The 23,262-nt window shown below is 58.2% G+C and carries 23 protein-coding genes; 16 read left to right on the top strand and 7 right to left on the bottom strand.

The features are described from left to right. The first annotated feature begins 11 nt into the window (after positions 1-11). Entirely contained in the window at positions 12-1,004 is a 993-nt protein-coding gene (locus N7578_RS06130; protein ID WP_311109397.1) for a glycosyltransferase family 2 protein, read from the top strand. 56 nt (positions 1,005-1,060) lie between these two features. On the opposite strand, the gene N7578_RS06125 is transcribed toward N7578_RS06130, so the two are convergent. Both N7578_RS06125 and N7578_RS06120 read right to left on the bottom strand, forming a co-directional pair. After that, positions 1,061-2,011 (bottom strand): polysaccharide pyruvyl transferase family protein, encoded by a 951-nt coding sequence (locus tag N7578_RS06125; RefSeq protein WP_311109396.1) that lies wholly within the window; start codon positions 2,009-2,011, stop codon positions 1,061-1,063. Between the two features lie 51 nt (positions 2,012-2,062). Beyond that, the gene (locus tag N7578_RS06120) at positions 2,063-3,028 is read right to left on the bottom strand and encodes a glycosyltransferase (RefSeq protein WP_311109395.1); all 966 of its coding nucleotides are present in this window, start codon (positions 3,026-3,028) and stop codon (positions 2,063-2,065) included. A 119-nt stretch (positions 3,029-3,147) separates the two neighbouring features. Here N7578_RS06120 and N7578_RS06115 point away from each other — a divergent pair, with 119 nt between their 5' ends. The 10 genes from N7578_RS06115 (at position 3,148) to N7578_RS06070 (ending at position 15,628) form a co-directional block, all read left to right on the top strand. Next, a complete protein-coding gene (locus N7578_RS06115; protein WP_311109394.1) occupies positions 3,148-4,626 on the top strand; it encodes a lipopolysaccharide biosynthesis protein in 1,479 nt (492 codons plus the stop codon). A 371-nt stretch (positions 4,627-4,997) separates the two neighbouring features. Beyond that, a complete protein-coding gene (locus N7578_RS06110; protein ID WP_311110070.1) occupies positions 4,998-6,146 on the top strand; it encodes an acyltransferase in 1,149 nt (382 codons plus the stop codon). A gap of 4 nt (positions 6,147-6,150) precedes the next feature. Further along, on the top strand, positions 6,151-6,942 hold the full coding sequence (locus N7578_RS06105; RefSeq protein ID WP_311109393.1) for a glycoside hydrolase family 16 protein: 792 nt from the start codon (positions 6,151-6,153) through the stop codon (positions 6,940-6,942). A 73-nt stretch (positions 6,943-7,015) separates the two neighbouring features. After that, positions 7,016-8,197, top strand: coding sequence for a glycosyltransferase (locus tag N7578_RS06100; RefSeq protein WP_311109392.1), 1,182 nt, complete (start codon positions 7,016-7,018; stop codon positions 8,195-8,197). Between the two features lie 16 nt (positions 8,198-8,213). After that, the gene (locus tag N7578_RS06095) at positions 8,214-9,209 is read left to right on the top strand and encodes a glycosyltransferase family 2 protein (RefSeq protein WP_311109391.1); all 996 of its coding nucleotides are present in this window, start codon (positions 8,214-8,216) and stop codon (positions 9,207-9,209) included. Next, entirely contained in the window at positions 9,209-10,153 is a 945-nt protein-coding gene (locus N7578_RS06090) for a glycosyltransferase family 2 protein (protein ID WP_311109390.1), read from the top strand. The genes N7578_RS06095 and N7578_RS06090 overlap by 1 nt, the downstream gene beginning before the upstream one ends. After that, positions 10,153-11,148 carry a glycosyltransferase family 2 protein gene (locus N7578_RS06085; protein WP_311109389.1) on the top strand — a complete coding sequence of 332 codons (996 nt, stop codon included), beginning with the start codon at positions 10,153-10,155 and terminating at the stop codon, positions 11,146-11,148. Before N7578_RS06090 ends, N7578_RS06085 begins: the two co-directional genes overlap by 1 nt. A gap of 49 nt (positions 11,149-11,197) precedes the next feature. Beyond that, the gene (locus tag N7578_RS06080; RefSeq protein WP_311109388.1) at positions 11,198-12,103 is read left to right on the top strand and encodes a UTP--glucose-1-phosphate uridylyltransferase; all 906 of its coding nucleotides are present in this window, start codon (positions 11,198-11,200) and stop codon (positions 12,101-12,103) included. 113 nt (positions 12,104-12,216) lie between these two features. Beyond that, on the top strand, positions 12,217-14,565 hold the full coding sequence (locus tag N7578_RS06075) for a polysaccharide biosynthesis tyrosine autokinase (protein ID WP_311109387.1): 2,349 nt from the start codon (positions 12,217-12,219) through the stop codon (positions 14,563-14,565). 118 nt (positions 14,566-14,683) lie between these two features. Next, on the top strand, positions 14,684-15,628 hold the full coding sequence (locus N7578_RS06070; protein ID WP_311109386.1) for a glyoxylate/hydroxypyruvate reductase A: 945 nt from the start codon (positions 14,684-14,686) through the stop codon (positions 15,626-15,628). 26 nt (positions 15,629-15,654) lie between these two features. On the opposite strand, the gene N7578_RS06065 is transcribed toward N7578_RS06070, so the two are convergent. Then, on the bottom strand, positions 15,655-16,824 hold the full coding sequence (locus N7578_RS06065; protein WP_311110069.1) for a TIGR03862 family flavoprotein: 1,170 nt from the start codon (positions 16,822-16,824) through the stop codon (positions 15,655-15,657). 131 nt (positions 16,825-16,955) lie between these two features. Here N7578_RS06065 and N7578_RS06060 point away from each other — a divergent pair, with 131 nt between their 5' ends. The 3 genes from N7578_RS06060 to N7578_RS06050 are packed head-to-tail and all read left to right on the top strand — an operon-like array spanning position 16,956 to position 18,886. Next, a complete protein-coding gene (locus N7578_RS06060) occupies positions 16,956-17,543 on the top strand; it encodes a YigZ family protein (RefSeq protein WP_311110068.1) in 588 nt (195 codons plus the stop codon). 38 nt (positions 17,544-17,581) lie between these two features. Further along, positions 17,582-18,250, top strand: a complete 669-nt coding sequence (locus N7578_RS06055) for a pseudouridine synthase (RefSeq protein ID WP_311109385.1) — start codon at positions 17,582-17,584, stop codon at positions 18,248-18,250. Between the two features lie 9 nt (positions 18,251-18,259). After that, positions 18,260-18,886 (top strand): class I SAM-dependent methyltransferase, encoded by a 627-nt coding sequence (locus tag N7578_RS06050; RefSeq protein WP_311109384.1) that lies wholly within the window; start codon positions 18,260-18,262, stop codon positions 18,884-18,886. Here the strand turns inward: N7578_RS06050 and N7578_RS06045 are convergent, their stop codons facing one another. Further along, positions 18,887-19,072, bottom strand: a complete 186-nt coding sequence (locus N7578_RS06045; protein ID WP_311109383.1) for a hypothetical protein — start codon at positions 19,070-19,072, stop codon at positions 18,887-18,889. 181 nt (positions 19,073-19,253) lie between these two features. Between N7578_RS06045 and N7578_RS06040 the strand changes: the two genes are divergently transcribed. Together N7578_RS06040 and recX are read left to right on the top strand one after the other, a co-directional pair. Further along, positions 19,254-20,483 (top strand): PQQ-dependent sugar dehydrogenase, encoded by a 1,230-nt coding sequence (locus tag N7578_RS06040; protein ID WP_311109382.1) that lies wholly within the window; start codon positions 19,254-19,256, stop codon positions 20,481-20,483. A 63-nt stretch (positions 20,484-20,546) separates the two neighbouring features. Continuing rightward, entirely contained in the window at positions 20,547-21,173 is a 627-nt protein-coding gene (gene recX / locus N7578_RS06035) for a recombination regulator RecX (RefSeq protein ID WP_422646671.1), read from the top strand. A 2-nt stretch (positions 21,174-21,175) separates the two neighbouring features. Here the strand turns inward: recX and N7578_RS06030 are convergent, their stop codons facing one another. The 3 genes from N7578_RS06030 to N7578_RS06020 form a co-directional block, all read right to left on the bottom strand. Beyond that, on the bottom strand, positions 21,176-21,580 hold the full coding sequence (locus N7578_RS06030; protein WP_311109381.1) for a cytochrome c family protein: 405 nt from the start codon (positions 21,578-21,580) through the stop codon (positions 21,176-21,178). 98 nt (positions 21,581-21,678) lie between these two features. Further along, positions 21,679-22,206, bottom strand: coding sequence for a DUF992 domain-containing protein (locus N7578_RS06025; protein ID WP_311109380.1), 528 nt, complete (start codon positions 22,204-22,206; stop codon positions 21,679-21,681). Between the two features lie 235 nt (positions 22,207-22,441). Beyond that, a complete protein-coding gene (locus N7578_RS06020; protein ID WP_311109379.1) occupies positions 22,442-23,251 on the bottom strand; it encodes an ATP-binding cassette domain-containing protein in 810 nt (269 codons plus the stop codon). Positions 23,252-23,262: the final 11 nt, after the last annotated feature.

Here is a 23,262-nt window from a genome sequence, read left to right as displayed (position 1 = left end):
AAGGGTATGAAATGGTCAGCGGCTCCCAGTCCATTTGCGTTATCATCGCTGCGAAGAATGCAGCAGATACAATCGACATTGCGATAAAATCCGCCCTCGCCGAACCGGAGGTGGCCGAAGTCGTCGTCATCGATGACGGATCTTCCGATCAGACCAGCGCAGTCGCGCACTCTGCGGATGACGGCACCGGGCGATTGAAAGTGGCGCGGTTCGACGTCAATCGCGGTCCCTCTGCCGCCCGCAACCACGCGATCGAAATTTCATCAGCACCGCTTATCAGCATTCTCGATGCTGACGATTTCTTCTTCAAGGGCCGGTTTGCCGCCATGCTGGCCGAAGACGACTGGGACATGGTGGCCGACAACATCGCCTTTATCCAGCAATCGGTACCGGGTGCGTCCTCCATGGTACCAGTTCGCTTCGAACCGCAGTCGCATTTCCTGTCACTGACCGAATTCATAGACGGCAATATATCAAGACCGGGCGTCGAACGTGGAGAGACCGGTTTTCTCAAGCCGGTGATACGCCGATCCTTTCTGGAAAAGAACGCCTTGCGCTATGATGAAATGTTGCGGCTCGGCGAGGATTACGAACTTTACGTACGGGCGCTTGCCGCCGGTGCCCGCTACAAGGTCATCCGTCACTGCGGTTATGGGGCAATCGTACGCGGCAACTCATTGAGTGGCCGCCATCGCACCGAAGATCTGCGCCTCCTCTATGAAGCCGACCGGGCCATTCTCGCCAGCACCAGGCTTTCCGCCGCCGAAAAAGCCATACTGCGTGAACATGAAAGGCATATTCGCGCCAAGTTCGAACTGCGCCATTTCCTCGACACCAAAAAGCAGAAGGGAATGGGAGGTGCGCTCAGCCACGCTCTGACCCGCCTGCCGGCGGTACCTGCCATCATGCGTGGCATCTGGAAAGACAAGACGGCCCGTTTCCGCCATTCCCCCCAGCCCATCAGCGATATTCGTTACCTGCTGACCGGAACCCGGCTTTCCTGAATAAAAAACGCCGGTGGTTCTGACACCGGCGTTTTTGGGTTTTCAGCGAAGTGAACTTAAAGATAATCGCGCTTGATTGTCTCAAGAACAGCCGCGAAACGCTCCTTGCGTTCCTCCAACCTGCCATCGGGACTAAGGCGAGGCTCAGCCCGACTGGCCTGCCAAAGGGCAAGCGTGGAGGGTGCGGCAAGCACCTGCTTTGCGAGCTTGCGCAATGGCTTCTGAGTGGGCTGCGCGCGCACCAGAACATCACCCTCTTCTTTCGCTTCGCTTGGCCGATCCGCGACAGCGACCGGTGCCGGGGGTGGGAAATTCATGCCCCAGAAACGGGAACCCTTCTTGGCAGCTTCAGCGCGCGTCGAGACGGGTACGTAACGCGGCTCGTATTTGACACCGACGCTACCTGCCCAGTCGCTCCACTTGAAGCTATTGATGGACGTGGATGTGCTGACGGCAACCCACGGCACGCGGAACGCATCGGCGAGGATCGCGCCGTGCATCGATTCAGCCACGATGAATTCCGACTGCGCGATGGTGCGGATGACCGCCTTGGCCTCACCGCGCGGATCGAGGTAGGTCAGGCCAGCCGGTTCGCAGACAGTCTCCCACATGCCGAACTCGGCGGATTCCCAATGGGGGATGAAGGTTTTCTTGTAGAGCTTCGGCAGATTTTTGAAATCCGGCATCTCCGTGACCATGACGGCAGGATCGACAATACCCATTTCGACCGGAAGGCCGAGCTTGGCCGCGGTCTTTTCGCCACGCACACAGCGGATATCCCAAAATCCGCTGTTGATATCCGGCACGGCACCGTAACCATACCCGCTACCGATGACGAGCTTGAGCTGGCGCGTCGGCAGCAGAACATCGTTCAGCACCGTACCGACCCCCACCAGCATCACGTCGTCATGGACATCACGCAGGCCCGGAAGAAGGAAGTCCCACAGCCACAGATTGAGATCGTCACCAAAATTGCCGTGATGCGATTCCCAGTGATAAGGTTTCATGAGGTTACTCCTCGACAAAAAACATATAAATTCTTACAGGCAAGAATTCGCTCAGCGAGGACGGGCGATTTTGCCCGCTCCGAGCTGAAAAGCCGCCCGCAAAATCGCCGGATCGCGAATCGCCCACTTCAGGAGCAGACCGAATTCCGGCACCTTGCGCTGCTTCAGCTTGCCCGCCTGGCTCCACAACGCCTGTTTTCGCGCCGTGTTTTTATAGGAAGCGATGGAAGCTACATCGTCTGGACGACGTGAAAAACGCCCTTCCAGAGTATCGAGCGCGACCCAGGTGTTGAACTGCTGCCGCAGGAATTCCGGCGACGTATTGTCGATGCTGTGGAAGATGTTGACGCCCATGCCGCGCATCGCACCGGCATCGTCACACAACAGTGTGCGTTGCGATGCCAGAATGCAATCGCAGAAAAACAGCACATCTTCCGCCGCCAGCCTGAGCGCCGGATCGAAACGGATATTTTCGAAAAGTCGGCGCCCGATGACCATGCAGGACAGATGCAGGAAACTCCAGTTCCGCAACATCACACTCGCCAGATCGGGCAGTTCAATCAGTAGCGGCTGCTCGGAGAGGCGGGCGGCGCCTTCGTTTTTCTCCAGCTCGGAAATGGCGAAATGATAATAAAATTCGTCACTTGCCTGCATGGATGCCCAGTAGCACTCGCCCCCGAAGGTTTCGAGCGCGTGGGCGGCATTACGCAGATGATCCGGCGTCCAGATATCGTCGGAATCGAGGAAGGCCACATAGGCACTTGCCTCCGGGACGTTATCGAGGCCAGTATTGCGGGCACCGCCAGGTCCGGCATTTGCCTGCTTTATGACGGTGATACGATCCCTCTCGGCGGGCGAGAGCTCCGCCAGATCGTTCTCTATCGGGTACGGCGATTCGTCATCCACGATGACAAGATCGAAGTCCTGATAGGTCTGCGCGAACACCGATGCCAGGGCGCGGCCCAGGACTCCATGCTGCTTTTGATAATAGGGAATGACGACAGTAAATCTTGCCATTGTTTCGCCCCTTGCGTTGATCAAGAAGTGTCGGGCCCGACCTTTCAGCGGCCCCGATGGTATCGGCAACTCCCAACCGGCTTCCCTCCCTCGCCGGCCTCCAGAAACAGGATGCACGTATGCCCCCAGCTCCAAATATAAAAACTATCACAACCAATGTCGGTTGGAGCGTTTTGTCAAAGACAGGCACATTCGGGCTTAAATTTGTCACGGTTCCCATTCTGGCGCGATTGCTTTCGCCGGAAGAATTCGGCGTGGTCGCCGTCGGCCTGACGGTTGTGCAATTTCTGACCATGATAGCCGGTGCGGGGCTTACCTCCGCTCTGATTGTGGAAAAAGAAGAGGACATGGAAACGATCCATACCGTCTTCTGGGCAAATCTCGCCATTTCCTGCGCCATGGCAGCCATCCTGTTTACCTGGGCGGAATTCTTCGGCGGCCTGCTCGGTGCCGTGGAAAGCGCCTATCTTCTGCGCATCATGGCCTTTCTCATCCCGTTGCAACTGGCCGGCGATGTGGCCTATTCGCTTCTCGCCCGCCGCATGAACTTCAGCAAGGACGCCATCTGGAGCATGCTGTCGGAAAGCATAGCTGCGGTCGTTGCCGTCGGACTTGCGCTGATGGGCTTCGGCGTCTGGGCCTTGATCATCCAGCTTTTCGCCGCCGCTCTGATACGTCTTGTCGGACTTTATGCGGTTTCCCGTTATTGCCCGCGGCTTGTCATGAAACCGCGTCGGCTACTGCCGCTTATCGGCTTCAGTTCCGGCCTGATGGGGTCTGAAATCGCCAATTTCGTGACGTTCCAGTCGCCGATGGTCATCATCGCGCGGCATCTCGGACTTGCCGATGCCGGTGCCTATTCCGCTTCCAACCGCTTCGCCAGCATTCCCAATCAGGTCGTGCTGTCGGCTGTCATGGGCGTACTTTTCCCCGCCTTTAGCCGGATGATGGACGATCCACAACGCCGCCGCGATGCGCTGATGTTCAGTACACAGGTGCTGACCGTGCTGCTGGCACCGATGATGTTTGGCCTTTGGGCCGTCGCCGAGCCCGCGATGCTGGTGATCTTCGGACAGAACTGGGCCTATGCGTGGCCGGTCCTTGGCCTGCTTGCCCTTTCGAAAGCAATCCTGACGCCCTGCAGCACCTTCATTCCCTACCTGAAAGGCGCGGGTTATGGCCGCGTACTCTTCTGGTCCGCGACGATCCGCGCCATCGTCACCACGGCTGCGGTCTGGATCGCGGCGTTCTATGGCACGCTGATCGACGCGATGATCTGGCTTTGCATCGTCAATGCCGTCACGCTCGTCGCCTATTCCTGGGCGGTCTTCAAGGCAAGCGAGACGCCTTTCCTCAGCGGCCTGTATGTCAGCAGCAGACCAATGATATCCGCGTTGGTGATGGCTGTGTGTGTCCGTTATCTGCTGGAAGTCATCGGTGATCGTATGCCGAGCGCGACCCTTCAGGTTCTTATCGGCGCAGTCGCAGGTGGGCTCATCTACGGAATACTGGTGATCCTGACCGAACGTCCCCTGCTGCAAAAGATCCTCGGCATGATAAAAGCGCGACGCGCGCGAGAATCTGCAACCCAGAGTTAAAAACACCATCTTGCAAACGCCCCATTTTTGCCGCGAACACCCCTGCTCGCGGCAATCGCCTTCACAGAAGCGTGACGAAAGAGGTGCTATTTTTGCATTGCAACATTATGACGAGAGATAATTCGTCACCTCACAGCACTTTTCATAGCCGCGCGACGCATAAAATAAATCATTAAATTACATATAGTTAATTCGACAATCCGCGCCAAATCACCAAGAAGACAGACAATTACCCATAAAATCTAAGCTTGTCTTTTTCCTGCATCGCCACATTTTACCCTCAAGTCGACAACAGACTTTACCGAGCGGACGTGAGTTCGCTCTGGTTGCAACGCGGCGTGGGTGGACGCCGCATAATAGGGGTGACTGATGTGACGGTCGATCAGAACCTATCCTCCCGTATCAACTTGATGCGTATATTGCTGATATCCGGTATCGTGTTCGTTCATGTCCCGCACGATCCAGACACGAGCCCTTTTCTCGGCCTCTACGGTTTCTTCGACTGGCTGCGGGTTTTCCTTGGCGACGCTCTGTTTCGCATAGGCGTGCCGTGTCTCAGCGCCATTTCCGGATACCTGCTGTTTCGTCGCGGCATGGGGGAGTTCAACTACCCGGCGACACTGCGTTCCAAATCCAAAACCGTCCTGTTGCCATTTTTGCTGTGGAACGGTGCCCTCTTCCTTGCGGTCATGCTGTTGCAACATTTCGACATCAGCGTCGGTTATTTTCCAGACATCTGGAACGCCAGCCCGCGTGAAATCATGAGCCACGGCATGGCTATCGAGACGCTTCCCGTCAACGTGCCGCTATACTTCCTGCGCGACCTTTTCGCCTGCATTCTGCTATCGCCTGTTCTGGCATTCCTCGTGCGCCGCTTTGCGTGGCCGACACTTGCCGTGTTGCTGCTGATAACAGCTATTCCGGATGTGACGATTTTCATCGTCCAGAAAAAATCCATCCTCTTCAGTTTCTCGCTTGGCATCGCGCTGGCACTCCATCGCGTCGACGTGAAAGCGCTTGATCCCTTCGCGCTGCCGATGATGCTGCTGACGCTTGCTGCCTCCGCGGCATTGGCGACCGGCCTTTATTTCACGGGACCGGAATTTACGTTCTGGTTCAACCTGTCCCGCAATCTGCTCGCCGTTTTCGGCGCCATCGGGTTCTGGGCATCCTCCGCACTGCTGATCCGCAGCAGGCTTGGGCAGCGGCTCGCTCAGACGGGAAGCCTCAGCTTCTGGATATTCTGCGCCCACTATCCGCTCCTCGTCCTGATGTGGATGGTGTGGAACAAGGGTGGCCCGGACTTCTACCCCGCCTTCTACATCGGCGCGACCCTGGCCGCCTTCATCATTCTGGTGGTCAGCAACACGCAGGTTCGCAAGCATCTACCTGCTCTATACGGCCTGTTGACCGGAAGCCGCAGTGGAAAACCCAAACCTCCAGGAGACAACGCTTCAAGGCATATTGCCACACCCAGACCATCCCGGTCCGACACACTTTATTCGCAACGCCAGAGGTAATCCGATGACACAATTTGCGACACGCGTTCGACCGCACATTCTTCTCTCCGCAGCACTGCTCGCCGTGCCGCTTGCAACACCAGGCCAGGCTCAGGAAAGCAACGGGGTATCCTTCGTCGAGAACTTCGACGCAATGGACCGCAGTTTCTGGTACGTCTCGGACGGTTGGTCCAACGGCGCCCATCAGAATTGCACATGGTCGAAAAAGCTTAGCCGCGTCGAAAACGGCCAGCTACAGCTTGGCTTTCAACAGGGTAAGACGGGCGACCGTGATTTTGCCTGCGGAGAGATCCAGACCAAGGGCCGCTACCGCTACGGCACCTATGAGGCCCGCGTAAAAGCCGCAACTGGTTCCGGTCTCAACTCGGCCTTCTTCACCTATATCGGTCCGACCGATAAAAAGCCGCACGACGAGATCGACTTCGAGGTGCTGGGCAAGAACTCCGCACAGGTTCAGCTCAACCAGTATATTTCCGGCAAGGGCGGCAATGAGAAGCTTGTGCCTGTGGCTGGCGGCGCGGATGCCGGCTTCAACGACTTTGCTTTCGTCTGGGAGCCGGAGCGCCTCCGCTACTACGTCAACGGCACGCTGGTGCACGAAGTCACCGATCCGAAGAAAATCCCGCAAAACGCCCAGAAGATTTTCTTCAGCCTCTGGGGCACCGATACACTCAAGGACTGGATGGGCGCGTTCTCCTATTCCGGCGCAACCCAGATGACGGTCGACCGCGTTGCCTTCACCGCGCTCGGCGAAAAGTGTCAGTTCTCCGAGTCGATCGCTTGCGCCCTGAATTGAGCGCAGGCGATCTATCGATCCCAGGCATGAGCCTCAACGTCTGTTCGGTACGAATTCCATCCAGGACGATTTTATGACCCATGTTCTTTATCTCGCCCACGATCTGTCAGATCCCGCCATTCGCCGACGGGTCATGACACTGCTTGCGGGCGGCGCGCAGGTCACGCTGGCTGGCTTCCGCCGAGGCGAAAACAGGCTTGCCGATATCGAAGGTGTCCGCCCCATCGTTCTTGGGGAAACCTCTGACGGAAAGTTCCTCCAGCGCATGAAGGCCGTCGCCCTTGCCGCCATGTCGCTTGGCGGCAAGCTGCGCGGCATGCCCCGTCCGGACGTCGTGATTGCGCGCAATCTGGAAATGCTGGCGCTCGCCAAACGTGCTCTTGCCCTTTTCGGAAGCGATGTTCCGCTCGTCTATGAATGCCTCGACATTCATCGTCTGCTGCTGAATGAAGGCAAGGCGGGAAAGCTTCTGAATGGAGCGCAGCATTATTTCGCCCGCGATGCCAAACTGCTGATGACCAGCTCGCCTGCGTTCGTGGAACATTATTTCAAGCCGGTTTCCGGCCTGAATCTGCCTGTTCTTTTGCAGGAAAACAAGGTTCTGGCGCTTGATGCGACAACGCGGGAGAAGCAGAAACCCCGTCCGCCGGTTGCTGGCGAGCCATGGAAAATCGGCTGGTTCGGCGCTCTTCGCTGCCGCAAATCGCTGGAAATCCTGGCCGAATTCGCAAAAGAGATGGACGGCAAGGTTGAAGTGGTCCTGCGTGGACGCCCGGCCTATTCGGAGTTCGACGATTTCGACGGTTTCGTGAAAAACGCACCCCATGTACAATTTCACGGCCCGTACAAAAATCCCGAGGAACTGGCAGCGATCTACAACGAGGTGCAGTTCACCTGGGCGATCGACTTTTTTGAGGAGGGCCAGAATTCAAGCTGGCTTCTACCAAACCGGCTTTATGAAGGCTGCCTTTATGGCACGCTGCCGATTGCCATTGCCGGAACGGAAACCGCCCGCTTTATCGAAAGGCGGAAGATCGGCTTCGTCCTGCCGGAAGCGACACGTACCAATCTCAATACGCTTTTCAGCCAGATGACACCGGCAAACTATTCCGCCGCCTTCGATGCCCTCGTCATCCAGGACGAGAAGCAGTGGCTGACTGACCGCAACGATTGCCGTCTGCTGGTCCAGAAACTTTCCAACCTGACCGAATCCGCTTCAGGCCATGCTGGCGAAGCGGCCTTTTCAACTGTGTAATGCGTGGGGGCAAGTCATGGAAAGTCGTGTAAATTCCAGAATCCGAACCTTGATTGTCATACCCTGCCTCAACGAGGCGCAGACGATCGAGGCGCTGCTGCACAAATTTACCCGCATGATGGATGGAGGTAGCTTCCGGATCGTGGTGGCAGATGGCGGCAGCACGGATGGTACGCGTGATATCGTCAGCGCCTTTGCCGCAACTGACGAGCGCGTGACGCTTCTACCGAACCCCAAACGGATCCAGAGCGCCGGCATCAATCTAGCCGTTTCCACATTCGGCGAGGATTACGATTACCTGATCCGCATCGACGCGCACGGCGACTACCCGGACGACTACTGCCTGCGTCTTATTGACGATGCGGAACGCACCGGTGCCGACTCCGTTGTCGTTGCCATGGATACCGTCGGCCACGGCCTGTTCCAGAAGGCGACGGCGATGGCGCAGAACTCCAAGCTTGGCAATGGCGGTTCCAAGCACCGCGAAGGTGCAAAAGGCCACTGGATCGATCACGGCCATCACGCGCTGATGCGCATCGCATCATTTGACGCAGTTGGCGGTTACGACGAAACCTTCAGCCACAACGAGGACGCGGAACTGGATTTTCGTCTGCGCAAGTCCGGCTTCCGTATCTGGATGACAGACAAGACGCGCATGACCTATTATCCGCGCGCCAGCGTCCTGCCGCTGTTCCGGCAATATCTGGCCTACGGTCGCGGCCGCGCTAAAAATCTCCTGAAGCACCGCTCCATTCCCAAAATCCGCCAGATGATTCCGCTGGCGGTGCTCCCGGTCTTCATCTTCGCACTTCTGTCACTCTATCATTGGGTCGCACTTATTCCGCTTGGCCTCTGGATTGCCGCATGTGTCGGTTATGGATTGTGGATGGCAATCGGTCAAAAAAACCCATACGGCCCTCTCGCGGCCTTCTCGGCCATGGTGATGCACTTCGCCTGGTCAACCGGCTTCTGGCTGGAACTCTTGAAATTCCGGGGAAGAAAGGCTGTCTGATGGACCTCAACACCGTCACCCAACCGCATTCCGTCACCACCGTCGATATCGGCATCTGCACTTACAGACGCCCCGCGCTGGTCGCCACACTTCTGTCATTGTTCGAGCTGGACGTGCCGGAAGGCGTGAAAATCCGACTGATCGTTGCAGATAACGATGCCGAGCCGAGCGCCGAGGCCAGTGTCGAACGGTTGCGCAAGACCGCACCGTTCGAGATCACCTATGTGCATTGCCCGAAATCGAATATTTCGATTGCCCGAAATGCATGCCTGTTGGAATGCAAGGCCGATTATCTGGCGTTCATCGACGACGACGAAACCGCCCCGCCACACTGGCTTGCAGCTCTTCTGGACAAAGCCCGGCAAACCGGTGCGGAGGCTGTTCTCGGTCCGGTGACCGCCGTCTATCGCGACAGTGCACCCAGCTGGATGAAACGTGGCGATTTCCATTCCACCGTGCCCGTCTGGGTCAACGGCGAGATCATTACCGGTTACACGTGCAATACGCTTCTGAAAATGGACGCACCGTCGGTGAGGGGCCGGCGCTTCGCGCTCGCTCTCGGCCAGAGCGGTGGCGAGGACACCCATTTCTTTTCCTATATGCATGCGGCAGGCGGGAAGATTGCATTTGCCGAACAGGCTATGCTGTCGGAACCCGTGCCGGAAAGCCGTGCAAGCTTCATGTGGCTTGCCAGACGCCGCTTTCGCTCGGGCCAGACGCACGGCCGCGTGCTTGCCGAAAAGAAACCGGGATTCCGGCGCGTCATGCAGATGCTGACGGCTGGTTCGAAAGTTCTTTATTGCGCGACCTTCGCCGCACTGAACAGTTTCGATGCGGTCCGTCGTAACCGTTATGCCCTGCGCGGGGCGCTGCACATGGGCTCGGCCAGCGGCGCATTCGGCGTGCGTGAGATCCGCCAGTACGGAACGGTGGAGGCAACCTGATGGAAAACCAGATTTCTCAGCCGGATGTCAGCTTCATTATCGCCGCCTATAACGCTGCCGATACCATCGGCGCGGCCATTCAAAGCGCGCTCGACCAGCAAGGCGTTGAACTGGAAATTGTCGTCGTGGACGACTGTTCCGGTGATGACACCCGCGTGATCGTGGCTGACATCGCTGCCGGTGATCCCCGCGTCAAACTTATCGCACTTGAACAGAACCGAGGTCCCGGCGGTGCGCGCAATGCGGGCATCGATGCAGCGGCAGGCCGCTGGATTGCGGTGCTGGATTCCGACGATGTGATCCGCCCTGAGCGGACCGCCTGCATGATCTGCCGGGCAGAAGCGGCAAGCGCCGTCATCGCGGTCGACAATCTCGATGTCGCCTATATGGACGGCCGCCCCATGGAGACGATGTTTCCGGAAGACGTGCTGGAGAACATGCCGGTGCTGACGCTCGAGCAGTTTATCGGATCCAACATCCTTTTCCGCTCGACCTTCAATTTCGGCTACCTGAAGCCGATGTTCCGCCGCGACTTCCTGAATGAAAACGTGCTGCGTTTCCGCGAAGAAATCCGTATCGGTGAAGACTACATCCTGCTTGCCTCGGCGCTGGCGGCGGGTGGCCTCTGTGTCATCGAACCGAAGCCCGGCTATATATACAACATCCGGGAAGGCTCGATTTCCCGCGTGCTGGAAATCCATCACGTCGAGGCGATGATGAACGCCGATCGCGAATTCCTCAGCCACTACACGCTTCTGCCGGCCGCAATGGATGCGCAGCAGGCAAGAGGCCGCAGCCTGCGGCTCGCTTACAATTTTCTCACTTTGGTCGAGGACATCAAGCGCCGCTCGGTGCTTGGCGCACTGAAGACGACCATCAAAGATCCTGCGGTACTCGGCCATCTGCGGATGCCGGTTGCCGCAAGGCTACGAAGACTGCGGGCGGCGCTCTTTCCACCCGCAGCAAAGACAGGGGTGAAAAGACAGATTTCGTAAAATGTGCAGGGGACTGGGGACAGATCAAACCTTGATGAAGGAGAACGCGATGGACCTGAAGAGAACTGTCAGAAAAGCTGTTATTCCCGTTGCCGGAAACGGCACGCGCTTTTTGCCTGCCACGAAGGCAATGCCGAAGGAAATGCTGACGATCGTAGATCGGCCCGTTGTGCAATATGCCGTCGATGAGGCCATGCAGGCCGGTATCGAACACATCATCTTCGTCACGAGCCGCAACAAGACAGCCATCGAAGACTATTTCGACAGCGCACCGGAGCTCATCAACACGCTGACCCGCTCCGGCAAGACGGTGCAGGTTCTGCAGCTTGAGAAGATGCTTCCGGTCGCAGGAACCGTCAGCTACACGCGCCAGCAGGTGCCGCTCGGACTAGGCCATGCCGTCTGGTGCTCACGCGAACTGGTCGGCAACGAACCCTTTGCTCTGCTTCTGCCGGACATGGTGTCCTTTGGCGCGCGCGGCTGCATCGCCGGACTGATGGAACTTTACGACGAGGTTGGCGGAAACATTCTCGGCGTCGAGGAATGCCTGCCAGCGGAAACGTCCTCTTACGGCATCGTCGGCGTTGGCTCGAAGGTCAGCCACGGTTTTGGCGTGACTGAAATGATCGAGAAGCCGGAACCATCCAAGGCGCCGTCGAATTACTACCTCAACGGCCGCTATATCCTGCAGCCGGAAATCTTCGACATTCTCGCCAGACAGGAACGCGGTGCGGGCAATGAAATCCAGCTGACCGACGGTATGAAACGGCTGGCTGAAAAGCAGCCGTTTCACGCGCAGAAATACAATGGGCGCACCTTCGACTGCGGCAGCAAACAGGGCTTCATCGCCGCCAATGTGGCGTTTTCGCTGATGCGCTCCGATATGGAAGAGCAGGTACTGGCCTCCATCAAGGAGCTGGTCGCAAACCATGAAAGCCGCGTTCAGGCGGCCTGATATCACCATGCGCGACGGGATCCGTTTTCCCTGATTGCGCCGAAACAACGGGAGGCGGGAAGGCAAGCATTGCTTGGCTTCCCGCGCCATTTATTAGTTCACAAGGTAGGTCCATGCACCACAAGACCTTTAAATCCAACCTCAGTTTTCAGGATCCGGGCAAGGATTCCGATACCTTCATCGATCTCGACCGCCTCTGGGCGGCCGTAATGCGCCGTGCCAATGTGATTGCCGCCTGCGTTGTCGCCAGCATGGTGCTGGCTGGCCTCTACCTGGTGCTTGCGACCCCGGTTTACACGGCAATGACACAGGTTCTGCTCGACGAAAGCCTGTCCCGTTATGCGGAAGAGGAATCGCCGGTCCCAGCAGCCCAGATCGTCGACAACCGCATTGCCAGCGCGGTGGAAATCCTGAAATCCAAGGAAATGGCGCTGACTGTCGTCGAAAAGGCAAAACTTGATGAAAACGATACCATCGTCAACCCACCGATGTCGCCCGCCGAACTGGTGAAGTCCTCCGTCCGAGGCATTGTCAATCTCATCCTACCGAACGACCCTCCCGCCTCCGAAGCAGCGATCCGTGCCGGACTGCGTGAAAAGGCGGCAGCCGTTCTTCAGCAGTCGCTGACCGTAGAGCGTGTCGGCCGCAGCTCGGTCATCGCCATTTCGACCCGTTCCACCGACCGGCAGCTTGCCGCACAAATTGCCAAGACCTACGCGCAGGCCTATCTGACCGAGCAGCTCAACGCCAACTTCGACGCCAGCGAACGCGCTTCCGTTTGGTTGCAGGAGCGCCTCAGCGACCTCAACCAACGCGCTCAGGCCGCCGAACTCGCCGTTGAAAAGTTCAAGGCGGACAACAATATCGTTTCATCGCGTGGCGAACTGATCTCCGAAGGGCAGCTTGCCGACCTGAATGGTCAGCTGATCGCCGCGCAGGCAGATGCCGCCACGGCCTCGGCACGTTATAACCAGTACAAGTCGATCATCGACCGCGGCCCGGATGCCGCCGTGGATAACGCCGTCGTTTCGGCTCGCGATACGGACAACACGGTCATTCAGGATCTTCGCAAACGCTACATCACCATTTCGGACCGACAGAAGGGCATCGTCCAGCAGTTCGGCGCCGATCATCCTCAGGCGGTAGCACTCGAAGGTGAAAAGCAGGAAGTTGCGCGACAGATCTTTCAGGAACTGCAACAGCTGACAGGCAGCCTCAAAAACGAATACGAAGTTACCAATTCCCGAGTCCAATCGCTGCGCGACAACATCGACCGTGTGGCTGGCAGCAATTCGCAGACCAACATGACGATGGTGCAGCTGCGTGAGTTGGATCAGCGCGCAACGGCGTTGCGCACGCTTTATCAGTCCTACCTCGGACGTTTCGAGGAAGCTTCGCAGAAGCAATCGTTCCCAATCGCCAAGGCGCGCATAATCTCGGAAGCAGGCCTGCCGGCCTCACCTTCCAGTCCGAAAAAGACCATGACGATGGCGCTTTCCATCGTTCTTGGCCTGATGCTGGGCGCAGGTGTCGCAGCACTTCTCGAGTTCCGGGACCGCTATTTCCATACGGGCAACGATGTGCGTGACAATCTTCGCATGCGTTTCCTGGGCTACCTGCCTTTCATCGGCGAACGCGGCGTCGAGACGGCGAAAGCCGGAACGAGCGCAGCCACACCCGTTGGCGAAAATGCCACCGTTGACACCAACGGTCAGGTGTCGTTCCAGAAGATGTTGCGCCTTGCCGTCGATAGCCCTCGCTCGAGTTTCGCCGAGACGCTTCGCAACGTGAAGCTGACGGCGGACGTGGTCGTTCAGGAAAAACAGTGCCGTGTTATCGGCGTCATCTCCTGCCTGCCGAATGAGGGCAAATCCGTCGTAGCACTGAACCTGGCGGGACTTATCGCCTCCACGGGCAAGCGCACGCTGGTCGTGGATGCCGACATCCGCAACCCGGGCCTCAGCCGCATGTTGACCACGCGGCAATCCGCCGGTCTGGTGGAGGTCGTGCTGGACGAAATCCCGTGGACGCAGGCGGTCAAGGTCGACAGCCGCACCAAGATGGGCATCCTGCCCGTTTCGACCAGCAACCAGTTCGCCCATTCCAGCGAACTGCTGTCATCCTCTGGCATGCGCAAATTCATCGATGCGGCGCGCGAAGCGTGCGACTACATCATCGTCGACCTTGCCCCCGTGGTGCCTGTCATCGATGCCAAGGCCTTCGCATCGCAGGTGGATGGCTTCGTGTTCGTGACCGAATGGGGCAAGACCCCGATCCAGATGGTGCAGAACGTCATGACGAATGAACCGCAGATCGCAAACAAGACGCTCGGTATCGTCCTGAACAAGACCGACATGACCGAACTGCAGCGTTATGCCGGTCCGGGTGGTTCGGAACATTATCACGAGAAGTTCGCCGCCTATTACGGCGACGCCAAGCAGCCCGCGAAGGAGCCTGCATAATCATCCAGAAACGGCCCGGTAAAATCCGGGCCGTTTCTTTTTGCGGGTGGATTTAACGGTTGAATTGCGCATTGATGCCGACAGATCAAATCGCATCAATGAGCAGGACATCATCCCCATGCCAACACCCATTGCCTTTGTTTCCAGAGCGGATGCCGAATCCGAAGCGATTTGGAAAATCGCACTTCGCGCCGCGATGCCGGATGAAGAGATTCTTTACTTTTCCGAACTCACGGATGAGCAGAGAAGGACGGTGGAACTGGCAATCGTCGCGAACCCCGATCCTGCCGACATTGCAGCCCTTCCCGGTCTGAAATGGATCCACAGCCTGTGGGCGGGTGTCGAGCGACTGGTGCTGGAACTCGGGCAGAAGGCGCCGCCGATCGTGCGGCTGAAAGACCCCGAACTCTCACGCGTCATGGCAGAGGCCGTGCTGGCATGGACCTATTATCTCCAGCGTGACATGCCAGCCTACCGTGACAATCAACAGAACGCCGTGTGGAAGGAATTTGATTACCGGCATCCACAGAGCATGACCGTCGGCCTTCTGGGACTTGGTGCGCTTGGCGCTGTTGCCGCCGAACGGCTGAAACAGGCCGGTTTCAACGTCGCGGGCTGGAGCCGATCCGCGAAATCGCTGGACGGCGTGGAAACGCTTGATGGCGAAGACGGCTTGACCGCCCTGCTCGCCAAAAGCGACATTCTCGTCTGCCTCGTACCGCTTACGGATGAGACGCGCGGTCTTGTAAACGCGGCCCGGATCTCTGCCATGAAAGATGGCGCGCAGATCATCAATTTCGCACGCGGCCCGGTCATCGTGACTGATAATCTGATTGCGGCGCTCGATTCCGGCAAGCTGTCGCATGCCGTGCTCGATGTCTTCGATCAGGAGCCTCTGCCAAAAACGTCACCGCTATGGCAGCATCCAAAAGTGACTGTCCTGCCGCACATTTCCGCCCCCACCAGCAGGGAAAGCTCAGCGCGGATCGTTGCGGGCAATGTCAGCAGGTGGCGCGCAACCGGACTGCTGCCGGAAACCGTGGATATGACGCGGGGTTACTAGTGCATTTCCCGCAAAGGACGAATGCTCTAAACCTTTGAACGCGCAAGCCAGGCGGAAAGTCCTCTGGCTGCGGCCTGTCCGGTCGCGAAGCAGGCGGTCAGCAGATAGCCGCCGGTTGGCGCTTCCCAATCCAGCATTTCCCCAGCCACAAATACGCCGGGGAGCTTTTCGAGCATGTAGTCTTCTCCGACACCTTGCCAGACAACGCCGCCGGCGGAAGAAATCGCTTCGGCAAGCGGCCTTGTCCGCGCAAGCGGTATCTCCGCATGTTTGATGCGCATTGCCACCAAATCGGCGGACATCGCAGCGATATCGGGAAAAAGCTCACGCAGCAGCGCTGCTTTAACGCCTGAAAGCCCCGCTCCCTTGCGCAGCCGGTTCGAAAAACTTTCCTTGCGACCGAGCTTCGCCAGATCGCGGCTGAGACGTTCCACCGTGCGACCGGGGGCCAGATCGACGACCAGCGATGCCTTGCCCCCCTCATCGAGCAGATCGCGAAGAGCAGAGGAATGCGCATAGACGAGGCTGCCCTCAATCCCGTGCCGGCTCACGACGAACTCACCCGGAAACGCCCCGGCCCCCGAGATAGCCACCACAGACTTCAGCGCTTCCCCAGCAAAACGCTCCTTGAACGTATCGCTCCAATCCACATCGAAACCGCAATTGGCCGGACGGAATCGGGACACTTCGATGCCTTTCTCAGCGAGCCTAGGCGCCCATGTTCCATCCGACCCAAGGCGCGGCCAGCTTGCGCCACCAAGCGCCAGCAAAACCGCATCGAATTCCCTAGAAACCGACCCATCCGGCGTCTGGAACGTCAGACGGTCACCGGAAAATCCGGTCCAGACATGACGTGTCTCGATGACGACACCGTGCTTTTCCAGTCGGGAGAGCCAGGCGCGCAGCAACGGCGAGGCTTTCATCGCGGTCGGAAAGACGCGACCAGACGTTCCGGTAAAAGTTTCCTGCCCCAATCCTTTCGCCCAGTCTCGCAACATGGCAGGCGTAAACTCGTCCAGCGCTTTACGCAGCCGCGGTTGTGCGCTCCCAAATCGCTGAACGAAGTTTTCGTAGTCCTCGGAATGGGTGATGTTGAGGCCGGATTTCCCCGCCATCAGCAATTTGCGCGCAACGGTCGGCATCGCCTCGAAGACGGTCACGGCATGGCCCGCCGCAGACAGCACCTCCGCCGCCATCAGCCCGGCCGGTCCGCCGCCGACGATTGCAATCTGCCTTGCGCTGCTCACAGCGTTGTCTCCGTCACCATATCCATCATGGCAGGCTTATACCGATTTGCGTGCCGGAATATATGCGATATTGCATGAACATGTTCACACTCGACCAGCCTGTCACTTTCGAGCAGGATATCAAAAAGAGCCGGTTCATTGCCTTCGCCACGCCGATCACCGGCGAAGACGATGCAAGGGCATTTTTCGCCGCACATTCGGATTTCGGCGCCAGCCACAATTGCTGGGCATGGCGCACGGGCCAGATCTATCGCTTCAGCGATGACGGCGAGCCTTCCGGCACGGCAGGAAAACCGATCCTGCAGGCAATCGACGGGCAGGAACTGGATAACGTTGCCGTCCTCGTCATCCGCTGGTTCGGCGGCATCCTGCTTGGCAGCGGCGGGTTGATGCGCGCCTATGGCGGCACGGCCGCGGCCTGCCTCCGGCTCGGTGAAAAGTCGCCGGTCATCGCTTACGTCACCGCGACGCTGAGTTGCCCGTTTTCCGATCTCGCGCTGGTCAAGTCGCGGCTTTCCGCCACCAGAAACCTGCGGATCGAGAAGGAAGATTTCACAGCCACCGGCGCGGACATGCGGCTGGCGGTTCCGGTGGAGGAAACGGAACGCCTGACACAATTGCTGAGCGACCTCACCAGCGGGCGGGTCAATCTGCACATCCCCGACTAAGCTGTAGCCGGATTTCCTTTTCATGTTAAAGAAGCCAGATGTCATCCACGCTGTCGAACCCGATCTACAATCCGCCGCTTGAGCCCTATCTGACGATCGTGCATCGCGATGACGATCTTCTGGTGCTGGACAAGCCGAGCGGACTTCTGTCCGTGCCGGGTCGCGATCCAGCCCTTTCCGACAGCTTGCTGACGCGGGTGCAGAAAAAGTTTCCCAAAGCCCTGATGATCAACCGGCTGGACAAGGACACATCGGGCATCGTGCTGATGTCGCTGAACCGCAAGGCGCATGCCGCAATCGCAGCACAGTTCGAAAAGCGTGAAACGCACAAATCCTATGTCGCCGTGGTCTGGGGCGAAGTTGAGGGTGAGGAAGGCGAAGTGGATCTGCCGCTTGCGATTGATCCGCACAACAAACCACGTCACCGCGTTGATCATGAAAATGGCAAATCCGCCCAAAGCCGATGGCACGTTCTGGAACGGCTTCCACTGCCCGCCACCCGGCTTCGCCTGCATCCGCTGACAGGGCGCACGCATCAGTTGCGCGTCCACATGAAAGCCATCGGACACCCTATTCTGGGAGATGAGTTTTACGCTGAAGGCGAGGCGCTTGCCGCTTCTCCACGTTTGATGCTGCATGCGGAGGAAGTGGCCTTCCGGCATCCGGATGGCCGCGATGTCAGCTACAAAGTACCCTGCCCTTTCTGAGAGCGTCCGATGAAAGAACAAGACGATGACTTCGTGGTGGATTTTGTCGGTGGCGCGGTGGGTCACCGGTTCCGTTCCGGTGAAGGACGCGGGCAGGCCCTGGCGAAAGCCGCCGGTTTCACCAAGGGCCGCACACCGAAGATCGTCGATGCCACGGCGGGCCTCGGACGCGATGCGTTTTTGCTCGCATCCCTCGGCGCCGAGGTGACGTTGATCGAACGGTCACCAGGCATGCATGCTCATCTCGCCGACGGCATCAGACGCGCCCTCGAGGCCGGCGGCGCATACGCCGAAACAGCCGCGCGCATGACGTTGCTGCAAGGAGATTCGAAAGAGCTTTTGAAAGAGCTGTCACCCGAGGTCGTCATCGTCGACCCCATGCACCCTCCGAGGCATAACTCGGCGCTTGTGAAGAAGGAGATGCGTGTCCTCCGCGAACTCGTCGGTGCTGATCCCGATCAGGTGCAGTTGATGGAGGCAGCGCTCGCAAGTGCTCAAAAAAGGGTCGTGCTCAAGTGGCCCCTACGCGCTGACCCAATGCCGGGCATACGCAAGCCTTCGCATCAGATACTCGGAAAAAATACCCGGTATGATGTGTTCATGATTTTCGAAAAGGCAACCGACACCGAACAATGATTAACGGGAAACCGGTTTGCGCTGCGCGTTCATCAACAGCTCATGCCGCGTCGCGAACTCGCCGAAGAGTTTGCGCAGCCGGGCTTCCTCAGCCTTGTCGAGCCGGTAACGCCGGCAAAATTCTGCGACATTGAGGATTGGCTTTACTCCATTGCCGTCGAGATGCTTGTTGTCGATGACCTGCATGACTTCCTCCATGGTACCAGACTGGAAACGCCCTGCACGCGATAGGGTTGCCTAGGAATTTGCATGGATGAAAAATCAGAGCGGATAACACACGACGGCATCAAGTTTTCTTGAATGTATCGAATGAAACGAAATGCCTCCCATATGGTTTCCCGCTGACGAAACGACGGAAGGGAGATCCATGTTCCGCACCAACCGATTTTTGAGCTCGACCATTCTTTGCGCAGTTCTCGGCGCCTCGTTTTCTGGGGTCGCCTATGCCCAGTCTGCCTCGCCGGTAGAAAAAAGAACAGCCAACGCACCGGATCAGAAACCGGCAATCGAGGGTCAGACCCGTGCACCGCAAGCAACGGCACAGCCGAATTTGGAAAAATCGGTGTTCGCAACAGGTCTGCCGCATCTTTGGGCGATGGAGTTTCTGCCGGATGGGCGCATGATCGTTACTGCCAAGGAAGGCGCGATACACATCATTGCGGATGGCAAGGCAGGCCCTGCCATCGCGGGCGTGCCGGAGGTTGCATCCGAAGGACAGGGCGGTCTTCTCGACATCGCGCTTGCTCCGGATTTCGAGACGTCCCGGACGATCTTCTTCTCCTATTCCGAGCCGCGTGATGGCGGTAACGGAACCTCCGTCGCCTCTGCGAAGCTGAGAGAAGAAGGGGACACGGTGAAATTGGAGGACGTGAAGGTCATTTTCCGCCAGATGCCGACCTATGACGGCGACAAGCACTTCGGTTCCCGCCTCGTTTTCGGCGCCGATAACGCGCTTTATGTCACGGTCGGCGAGCGTTCCGACGCAAAGGCACGCGTCAACGCACAGGATCTTTCGAGTGGCTTCGGCAAGGTTTTCCGCATCGACACCGAGGGCAAGGCTTTCGAAGGCAACCCGTTTGTAAGCCAGCAGAATGCCCTGCCTGAAATCTGGAGTTACGGTCATCGCAACCTGCAGGCTGCCGCACTGGATGGGCAGGGAAGGCTGTGGACAGTGGAACACGGCCCAAGAGGCGGCGACGAACTGAACATGCCGAAAGCCGGCCTGAATTACGGTTGGCCCGTCATCACCTACGGCGTGGAGTACAGCGGACGCTCTGTCGAAGGCGGGATAACCGCGAAAGAAGGCATGGAGCAACCGGTCTATTACTGGGATCCGGTCATCGGCCCGTCCGGCATGGCTTTCTACGACGCAGACCTCATCCCCGAATGGAAGGGTGCTTTCATCGTTGGCGGGCTGGTCAGCCAAGGACTGGTCATCCTGCATATCGACGGTGACAAGGTGGCAACTGAAAACAGGCTCCCGCTGGACGTACGCATCCGTGACGTCAAGGTTGGGCCTGACGGTGCCGTTTACGCCGTGACCGAACAGCGCGGTGGCGGCGAGTCGCAGATCCTGCGGATCGCCAAGAGCGGCTAAAGCCATGCGTGTTCACCACGCGGATCGCCTGAAATGATAGCGGTTCGCGTGGGTGCCTGACAAATGGCACTGCATCGGCTAGGTTGCCGCTCGACAAAGAAACGAAGCGATTCCAGCACTGCCTTGACTGCCGACACGGACATCCCGCCAGACACGGAAAACTCCGAACCCACGAGCCGCATGCTTTCATGGGCTAGAAACTCCGCGATCTATCGTCTGGAGCGACGCATGATGACGGAGCGGCAATTGCGGGATGCAATCACCCGCAAGGCTAAGGAAAAGTTCGAGGGCATCAGCCCCTCCCAGGCAAAAGCACTTGGCGATTTCGCCGTCAAATTCGCCTACGAGATCAAGGCTCTGGACGACACTGCCTTTGCCGAAATCACCGTTCGTAGCGGCCAGCGCAGCGGCAAGTCGAAGCGCGGACTCGCGCAGAAGCTGACCATCAAGGGCGTCGACCGTCAGACAGCGGAGGCAGCACTCGATGAAACAGACGATCTGGTTGCAGCTGTCGTGTTTGCCCGCAAACGCGCCTTCGGCCCGTTTCGCAAAGTCGATCTGGATGAAAAGCGCAAGACCAAGGAACTATCCGCTTTTGCCCGCAACGGCTTCGGATTCGAGATCGGCGCAAAGGTATTTGCCATGAGCGCCGAGGAAGCGGAAGACATTCTCTACGACGCTCCGCTCTGACCCTATTCCGAAGGCAGGGGATGCGTTTTGAGGAAAGCGATCAGATCGGTGATATCCGTCTCGCTCCAGAGGCCGAAGAAACGCATCGACGTTCCCGGAACGGCCTTTTTGGGGCTGGCAATAAACTTCGCCAGCTCCTCTTCCGACCAGACACGGCCCGCGCTGCCCGCGTCCTTCAAGGCCTGTGAATAGCTCTTGTAATCCGCAACGGATGCCATGGGCCGGCCGACGACGCCCATCAGATGCGGGCCCATGCGCGTGCGGGGGGCATCGATGGTATGACAGGCGGAACAACGGCTGAAAACACGCTCGCCGTTGGCTACGTCACCATCAGCAGATGCAGACGTCGTAAAGCAGAGGATAAGCGCGATTGCAGCGCAAGGGGCGAAGAAGGCCTGAAATGTCATGCCTTACATATTACAACGCCCTCTTCATCTCGCAATGAAAAGGGCGTCATAAAGGCTGCGACAGAATGCCCGAAGCGACGCTCCGGGCCGCCCGCAAATCAGTTGACGGCAGTCAGGGTTACCGACGTGCCGGTCGCGGCAAGGTTCAGGCCAACCTGACCCGTAACGCTGACCGTCTGAAGCTGGATGGAACCGGAAGTGCCACCAACGAGAACGTTGGCACCAACACCAAGGCCGAGCGTCGCTTCAGCCGTTGCACCCTGATACAGGCCACCGAGCGAACCGCGGTGATAGCCAGCCGTCGGAGCGAAAACTGCCCAGACCAGACGACCCTGCGTGGTGAAGCCGAGATCAACGCCCATCTTGCGGATCGCGCCGCTGTAGTGGTCGGTACGGCGTGTGCCGATGGTGGACTGGAACGTGCAATCCAGTTCCTTCGCGGAACCGATCACGTAGCCTACGCCACCGCCGATATCGCAGGTCAGATAACCGATCTTGACGCCATTGCGGTCGTCCTGCTCCTGAGGAGCCGGCTCGTATCTCGCCATGTCCGCAGCAAGTGCGGATACGGTACCGCCAAGACCCATCGTCAACGCGGCAAAGGTTACGGCAACAGCTTTTTTCATCTGGTTTTCTCCTTGTTTTATTCCCACCCGCAGCAGCCCTTCTTGCCCACTCCGGATACTGAATTCCGCACCATTAACGTTTGTTCCTCAAAATCGATCCAAAACAACCAAATTGGACACAAGCGGACCCAAACAGTTAATAATGTCTTTAAGGCGGTAGGTGGCTATTGAGGCGGTGTTAGGGCAGACGTGGAAGGCGACGTATCTATCCCCTTGTGCCATACCCGGTTGAAAATCAAAGCGGAAGAGCGACAGGAAAACCCGTGGCTGGATGGGTCATCACATCCATCTTCACACCATAGATCCGCTCGAGCGTCTGCGGGGTCATGATCTCTTCGGGCGTGCCTCGGGCAATCAGCCTGCCGGAATGAAGAGCTACGATTTCATCGCAGAAGCGTGCGGCCATGTTCACGTCATGCAGCACCACCACGACACCAAGCCCCTTTTCCCGCGACAGGCGTTGCACGAGCGACAGAACTTCGATCTGGTGGGCCATATCAAGTGCGGAAATCGGCTCGTCCAGAAGAAGGCTTTCTGCGTTCTGCGCAACGAGCATCGCCAGCCAGACGCGCTGTCGCTCACCGCCAGACAGCGTATCGACCAGCCGGTCGCTGAAGGCCGCCGTGTCCGTCAACTCGATGGCTTCATCCACCTTTTCCTGATCGGCCGCGGTGAATTGACCGAGAGCACCATGCCAGGGATACCGCCCCAATGCGACCAGTTCCTTCGCCAGCATGCCCGAGGCCGCGGGTGTATATTGCGGCAGATAGGCCAGCTTTCGGGCAAATTCCCGGTTTGCCCAATCGTCTAGCGCTTTTCCTTCGAAGGAGATCTTTCCGGAAGTCGGCTTTTGCATGCGTGCAAGCAGCTTCAGAAGCGTGGATTTTCCCGAACCGTTATGGCCGATGAGCCCGATCGTCTTGCCGCTTTCGAAATGCGTCGTCAGCGGATGTAGCAATACCTTCCCGGGGATTTCCAGCGACGCCGCCTCAAGCGAAAAAAGCGGTCTGTCGTTCTGTTGAACGGCGCTTGCGGCCTCAGCCATGGGTCCATCTC

The sequence above is a fragment of the Agrobacterium tumefaciens genome (assembly GCF_031801495.1).
In the GTDB taxonomy this organism is placed as follows: Bacteria; Pseudomonadota; Alphaproteobacteria; order Rhizobiales; family Rhizobiaceae; genus Agrobacterium; species Agrobacterium tumefaciens_K.
The sequence above is the reverse complement of the archived record's forward strand: the minus strand, read 5'-3'. Positions and strand labels throughout refer to the sequence as shown.

What these genes read in the sequence shown, in the direction of transcription:
- N7578_RS06130 (WP_311109397.1), top strand. Translation starts at nt 12, where the DNA reads ATGGTCAGCGGCTCCCAGTCCATTTGCGTTATCATCGCTGCGAAGAAT.
- N7578_RS06125 (WP_311109396.1), bottom strand. Translation starts at nt 2,011, where the DNA reads ATGAAACCTTATCACTGGGAATCGCATCACGGCAATTTTGGTGACGAT.
- N7578_RS06120 (WP_311109395.1), bottom strand. Translation starts at nt 3,028, where the DNA reads ATGGCAAGATTTACTGTCGTCATTCCCTATTATCAAAAGCAGCATGGA.
- N7578_RS06115 (WP_311109394.1), top strand. Translation starts at nt 3,148, where the DNA reads ATGCCCCCAGCTCCAAATATAAAAACTATCACAACCAATGTCGGTTGG.
- N7578_RS06105 (WP_311109393.1), top strand. Translation starts at nt 6,151, where the DNA reads ATGACACAATTTGCGACACGCGTTCGACCGCACATTCTTCTCTCCGCA.
- N7578_RS06100 (WP_311109392.1), top strand. Translation starts at nt 7,016, where the DNA reads ATGACCCATGTTCTTTATCTCGCCCACGATCTGTCAGATCCCGCCATT.
- N7578_RS06095 (WP_311109391.1), top strand. Translation starts at nt 8,214, where the DNA reads ATGGAAAGTCGTGTAAATTCCAGAATCCGAACCTTGATTGTCATACCC.
- N7578_RS06090 (WP_311109390.1), top strand. Translation starts at nt 9,209, where the DNA reads ATGGACCTCAACACCGTCACCCAACCGCATTCCGTCACCACCGTCGAT.
- N7578_RS06085 (WP_311109389.1), top strand. Translation starts at nt 10,153, where the DNA reads ATGGAAAACCAGATTTCTCAGCCGGATGTCAGCTTCATTATCGCCGCC.
- N7578_RS06080 (WP_311109388.1), top strand. Translation starts at nt 11,198, where the DNA reads ATGGACCTGAAGAGAACTGTCAGAAAAGCTGTTATTCCCGTTGCCGGA.
- N7578_RS06075 (WP_311109387.1), top strand. Translation starts at nt 12,217, where the DNA reads ATGCACCACAAGACCTTTAAATCCAACCTCAGTTTTCAGGATCCGGGC.
- N7578_RS06070 (WP_311109386.1), top strand. Translation starts at nt 14,684, where the DNA reads ATGCCAACACCCATTGCCTTTGTTTCCAGAGCGGATGCCGAATCCGAA.
- N7578_RS06065 (WP_311110069.1), bottom strand. Translation starts at nt 16,824, where the DNA reads ATGGCGGCGGAGGTGCTGTCTGCGGCGGGCCATGCCGTGACCGTCTTC.
- N7578_RS06060 (WP_311110068.1), top strand. Translation starts at nt 16,956, where the DNA reads ATGTTCACACTCGACCAGCCTGTCACTTTCGAGCAGGATATCAAAAAG.
- N7578_RS06055 (WP_311109385.1), top strand. Translation starts at nt 17,582, where the DNA reads ATGTCATCCACGCTGTCGAACCCGATCTACAATCCGCCGCTTGAGCCC.
- N7578_RS06050 (WP_311109384.1), top strand. Translation starts at nt 18,260, where the DNA reads ATGAAAGAACAAGACGATGACTTCGTGGTGGATTTTGTCGGTGGCGCG.
- N7578_RS06045 (WP_311109383.1), bottom strand. Translation starts at nt 19,072, where the DNA reads ATGCAGGTCATCGACAACAAGCATCTCGACGGCAATGGAGTAAAGCCA.
- N7578_RS06040 (WP_311109382.1), top strand. Translation starts at nt 19,254, where the DNA reads ATGTTCCGCACCAACCGATTTTTGAGCTCGACCATTCTTTGCGCAGTT.
- recX (WP_422646671.1), top strand. Translation starts at nt 20,547, where the DNA reads ATGGCACTGCATCGGCTAGGTTGCCGCTCGACAAAGAAACGAAGCGAT.
- N7578_RS06030 (WP_311109381.1), bottom strand. Translation starts at nt 21,580, where the DNA reads ATGACATTTCAGGCCTTCTTCGCCCCTTGCGCTGCAATCGCGCTTATC.
- N7578_RS06025 (WP_311109380.1), bottom strand. Translation starts at nt 22,206, where the DNA reads ATGAAAAAAGCTGTTGCCGTAACCTTTGCCGCGTTGACGATGGGTCTT.
- N7578_RS06020 (WP_311109379.1), bottom strand. Translation starts at nt 23,251, where the DNA reads ATGGCTGAGGCCGCAAGCGCCGTTCAACAGAACGACAGACCGCTTTTT.